This window comes from Caulobacter sp. (assembly GCF_049283275.1).
Taxonomy (GTDB): domain Bacteria; phylum Pseudomonadota; class Alphaproteobacteria; order Caulobacterales; family Caulobacteraceae; genus Caulobacter.
The window spans coordinates 1-4,208 of record NZ_JBAPVS010000288.1; the positions used below are offsets into that span (position 1 = coordinate 1).

5 protein-coding genes and 1 pseudogene are annotated in these 4,208 nt (G+C 67.3%); 4 read left to right on the forward strand and 2 right to left on the reverse strand.

Translation table 11 applies throughout. The annotated features are described in order from the left end of the window. Positions 1 to 185 (forward strand): annotated as a pseudogene (locus WAL33_RS16415) (hypothetical protein); the annotation flags it as partial. Between the two features lie 91 nt (positions 186 to 276). Further along, entirely contained in the window at positions 277 to 1,371 is a 1,095-nt protein-coding gene (gene rhaT / locus WAL33_RS16420) for an L-rhamnose/proton symporter RhaT (protein WP_422182596.1), read from the forward strand. Between the two features lie 4 nt (positions 1,372 to 1,375). On the opposite strand, the gene WAL33_RS16425 is transcribed toward rhaT, so the two are convergent. Then, on the reverse strand, positions 1,376 to 2,161 hold the full coding sequence (locus WAL33_RS16425) for an IclR family transcriptional regulator (RefSeq protein ID WP_422182597.1): 786 nt from the start codon (positions 2,159 to 2,161) through the stop codon (positions 1,376 to 1,378). Between the two features lie 169 nt (positions 2,162 to 2,330). On the opposite strand from WAL33_RS16425, the gene WAL33_RS16430 reads away from it, so the two are divergent. Continuing rightward, entirely contained in the window at positions 2,331 to 2,525 is a 195-nt protein-coding gene (locus tag WAL33_RS16430; protein WP_422182598.1) for a hypothetical protein, read from the forward strand. Between the two features lie 32 nt (positions 2,526 to 2,557). Here the strand turns inward: WAL33_RS16430 and WAL33_RS16435 are convergent, their stop codons facing one another. Beyond that, on the reverse strand, positions 2,558 to 3,283 hold the full coding sequence (locus WAL33_RS16435; RefSeq protein WP_422182599.1) for a glutathione S-transferase family protein: 726 nt from the start codon (positions 3,281 to 3,283) through the stop codon (positions 2,558 to 2,560). 118 nt (positions 3,284 to 3,401) lie between these two features. Here WAL33_RS16435 and WAL33_RS16440 point away from each other — a divergent pair, with 118 nt between their 5' ends. Continuing rightward, positions 3,402 to 4,121 (forward strand): helix-turn-helix transcriptional regulator, encoded by a 720-nt coding sequence (locus WAL33_RS16440; protein WP_422182600.1) that lies wholly within the window; start codon positions 3,402 to 3,404, stop codon positions 4,119 to 4,121. The last annotated feature ends 87 nt before the right edge of the window (positions 4,122 to 4,208 follow it).

A 4,208-nucleotide genomic window follows, 5' to 3' on the forward strand; every position in this document is an offset into this window, starting at 1 on the left:
ACGACGTGGCCCGCCGCGTCGACAGCGCGTACCTCGCCCGCATGGTCGCCGAGCACCGCATGGACGAGGTCGAGGCCGCCGAACTGATCGTCGACCTCACCTACACCCTGCCCAAGAAAGCCTACAAACTCGACCAACGTCCCCAATGGGCAAGGCCGGTCGGCCAAGGTCCCACCGTGGCTTGACGTTCGGACTCCAAACTATAAGATATTGTTCCATAATATGGGACTAAAGAAAGTCCCATCAGAACAACAATGAAGTCGAGGGGAAGACGCCATGACACCCAACCCGCTGCTTGGCGTGCTTTTCCATTGGCTGGGCGGCCTGTCGTCCGCCAGCTTCTACGTGCCCTATCGCAGCGTGCGGCGCTGGTCGTGGGAGATCTTCTGGCTGACCGGCGGCATCTTCTCCTGGCTGTTGGCCCCCTGGCTGTTCGCCGGCCTGCAGACCGAAAACCTGCTGGGGGTGATGGCCCAGGTCCCGCCCAAGACCGCCGGGCTGTGCGTGATGTTCGGCGTGCTCTGGGGTTTCGGCGGCCTGACCTACGGCCTGACCATGCGCTATCTGGGCCTGTCGCTGGGCATGGCCGTGGTGCTGGGCCTGTGCACGGTGTTCGGCACCCTGATCCCGCCCCTGGTCCAGGGCGACTTCGCCGAAAAGCTGCTGGGATCGCCGTCGGGACGGATCATCCTGCTGGGCCTGATCGTCACCCTGGCCGGCATCGTCGTCGTCGCCTGGGCCGGCGCCAAGAAGGACGCCGACCTGTCGGCGGAGCAGAAGAAGACCGCCGTCGCCGAGTTCGACTTCAGGAAGGGCATCGCCGTGGCGGTGTTTTCCGGGATCATGTCGGCCTGTTTCGCCTTCGGGCTTTCGGCCGGCGAGCCGATCAAGGCCCTGACGGCCGCCGCCGGCACCGGCCCGTTGTGGACCGGCCTGCCGACCCTGTGCCTGGTGATGTTCGGCGGCCTGATCACCAACGGCGTCTGGTGCGCCTGGCTGATCTTCAAGAACCGCAGCGCCGGCCAGTGGCTGGGCGCGGTCAGTCCGGCCGAGGCGGCCGACAAACCCGAGACGGCGGCCCTGAAGCGTTCGCCGTTGGCGGCCAACTACCTGCTGTGCGCGGTGGCGGGCACGGCCTGGTATTTCCAGTTCTTCTTCTACACGATGGGCGAGAGCCAGATGGGCCGGTTCGGCTTCTCCAGCTGGACCCTGCACATGGCCTCGATCATCATCTTCGGCACGCTGTGGGGCTTTGCCTTCCGTGAATGGAAGGACGCCCGCCCCAGGGTCAAGGCCATGGTCTGGACCGGCGTCGCCCTGCTGGTCGGGGCGACGGTGATCATCGGCTACGGCAACCGCCTGGGCGGCTAGAGCCCTAACCCTCCGGGCCCAGCCTGGCGGGGTTGAAGCCCAGGGCCATGCCGATCTCCAGAGCGGCCGCGACCACCCTTGGCGTCAGCTCGACCATCCGCGCCTCGTCCATGTATTGCGGGACGCTGGACAGGCTGACAGCGGCGACGATCGCGCCGCTGGCGTCGCGGATCGGCGCGGCGATGCAACGGATGCTGTCGCCGCCGTCCTCCAGGTGCAAGGCATGGCCGGTCCGCTGGGCGGCCTCCATGTCGCGGCGGAAGGCGGCCGCCGCGGGCGTGTTCGGATCCTCGGAAAACAACGCCGCCCAGCGCTCCGGCGGACTGTCGATGAGCAGGGCGCGCCCCAAGGCGGTGTCGCGGATGCGGTTGCGGTCGCCGACCCGGTGGCGGATTTCCAGCCGGCGCCGGCCGGGGATCTGAGCGACATAGAGCACGTCATCGCCGGCCGCCGCGCCAAGATTGGTCGCGTCCTGGGTTTCGGCCGAAAGCGCGCTCAGCACCGGCCGCGCCACCTCCTCCAGACCCAGCCGCTCGCGCGCCTGATGACCAAGCTGCACCAGCCGCCCGCCCAGCCGATAGTCACGCCCAACCGACGACAGCAGGCCGCGATCGACCAAGGCCGAGGCCAGGCGATGGGTGGTGCTGCGGGTCAGGCCGACCCGTTGCTCGAAGGCCTTGAGGCTATGGGCGCCCTCGGCGACGGCTTCGAGGATGTCCAGCGCCCGGTGCAGGGTCTGACTGGCGCGGTCCGCGGCGGCGGAGGCTTGAGGCGCGGCTGTATCCGACAAGAGGGCATCCTATCCCGATCACGCCCTTAGATAGCATCGGAACGCCGATTCCGACGATGCTTCGTCGGCGTTCCGGGACCGAAATCGCCACCTCGCGGCCGGAAAGCCGCTCGCTGGGAATACCCTCTTCGCCCATCGGTTCTGAAAAGGGCAGACCTGGAGGAAACCAATGTCCAAAGCACCGCCCATTCCGCCGGAACAGCGCGCCTTCAAAGGCCAGAAGCCCCAGATCGAGGGCCAAGGCGGCCATGATGACCTGCAGTCGCCCGATCCCGGCAACGCCGACGTGAACCTCGATGAGCAGGGCCGCCACGGCAACCTGCGCCAGAACACATCCCGTTCCGGCAACGTACAGGACCGCTGAGAGAGGCCCTCTCCCAGGGGGAGAGGGTTTTCCTACGCCGCCACGCGGACCTCCGGAGCGAACTCCGGGTAATAGCCGGCCATCATCCGCTCGGCAAAACCGACCAGGTTGGGCAGGGCTTCGGCCCGCCGGCGCAACGGCGAATCGAAGAACGGCGTCAGGATCTGGGCCAGCATGGCGAAGACGATGGCGTCGACGCTGGTGGGCCGGTGGCCCATCATGAAGGAGGAACCGCCCAGCATCTCCGACAGGGCCGTCAGCGACCACGCGCCCAGCTCCACGATCTCGTCGGGTGAATGGCGACCGATGCCGACGGCCTTGAGGTTGGTCTGCACCGCCCCCAGCAGGCCGTCGATGGCGTCGGCCCGCGCCTCGTCCGGCAGGCCGTCGAACCAGCGCGCCGGCCCCTTGGCGAAATTGTCGTCGTCGAAGAACCGGAAGTGGCAGCTGGCCCAACCCAGATGGTTCTCGACCATCCGCTCGATCGCCCAGGCCTGGCCCCGCTGGGCCTTGCTGAGGCCGGCGTCCAGGTCGACGCCGTAGCTGCGCTCGATATAGGCGCGGATGAAGGTGGAGTCGGCGACCTTGATCCCGTCGTCGTCGATCCACGGCAGTTGCCCCTTGGGCGACAGGTGGGGATGGGCCAGGACCTTTTCGTACCAGAGGCCCGCCATCTTAAGATGGATCTCGGTCTTGGTGACATACGGGCTGCCTTCGGGGAGACCGAAGGCGGGTCCGGCGGCGTAGAGCGTGATCATGGTGGTCTCTCCCTGCTGAGCCGCTTGCCGGATCCGTCCAGACCGTATTGCGACATTCGGACGCTACCGCCATCCTGCTGCCAGCATGCTGTCAGCATCGACCGCGCAGAGTGATCCCATGAGACGCGCCGAACGCCTTTTCCAGATTATCCAGATCCTTCGCCGCAGCCGACAGCCGGTCACGGCCGATGCGATGGCGAGCGAGCTGGAGACCTCCAAACGCAGCGTTTATCGCGACATCGCCGCCTTGATCGGTCAGAGGGCGCCCATCCGCGGCGAAGCGGGCGTCGGCTATGTGCTGGAGGCCGGATACGACATGCCGCCCCTGATGCTGACACCCGACGAGATCGAAGCCGCCGTGCTGGGGGCCCAGTGGGTCGCCGGGCGCGGCGACCCGGTGCTGGCCACCGCCGCCAACGACCTGATCGCCAAGATCGCCGCCGCCGTCCCCGAACAGTTGCGCCCCTACGTGCTGGCCCCCGCCACCGGGACCGGCACCAACTGGAAGGCCCTGCCCGACGGCATCGACATCGCCCAGACCCGGGCCTGGATCCACGCCGGCCGCAAGATCCGCCTGGATTACCGCGACGAGAAGGGCGCGGTCAGCCAGCGTGTCGTCTGGCCGGTGACGGTGGGCTATCTGGAGACCGTGCGCCTGCTGATCGCCTGGTGCGAGCTGCGCAACGACTTCCGCAATTTCCGCACCGACCGCATCGAGGGGGCGGAATTCCTCGACGAACGGCACGGCCAGAGGCCCGGCGTCCTGCGAACCCGTTGGCAGCGGGCGCTGGAGGAGGAGCGCAAGCGATGGGCCAAGGGCGAAGGCTGCGCGCCTTAGCGAGAATGGATGTCTAGCTTCAGGAAGCGAAAACCTCGTCCTTCGACAAGCTCAGGATGAGGTTTTCGAATGCCCCCGAGCCTGCAT

Bases quoted from the DNA above. Each gene is read 5' to 3' on its own strand.
- WAL33_RS16440 (WP_422182600.1), top strand. From the start codon at position 3,402: ATGAGACGCGCCGAACGCCTTTTCCAGATTATCCAGATCCTTCGCCGC.
- WAL33_RS16435 (WP_422182599.1), bottom strand. From the start codon at position 3,283: ATGATCACGCTCTACGCCGCCGGACCCGCCTTCGGTCTCCCCGAAGGC.
- WAL33_RS16430 (WP_422182598.1), top strand. From the start codon at position 2,331: ATGTCCAAAGCACCGCCCATTCCGCCGGAACAGCGCGCCTTCAAAGGC.
- rhaT (WP_422182596.1), top strand. From the start codon at position 277: ATGACACCCAACCCGCTGCTTGGCGTGCTTTTCCATTGGCTGGGCGGC.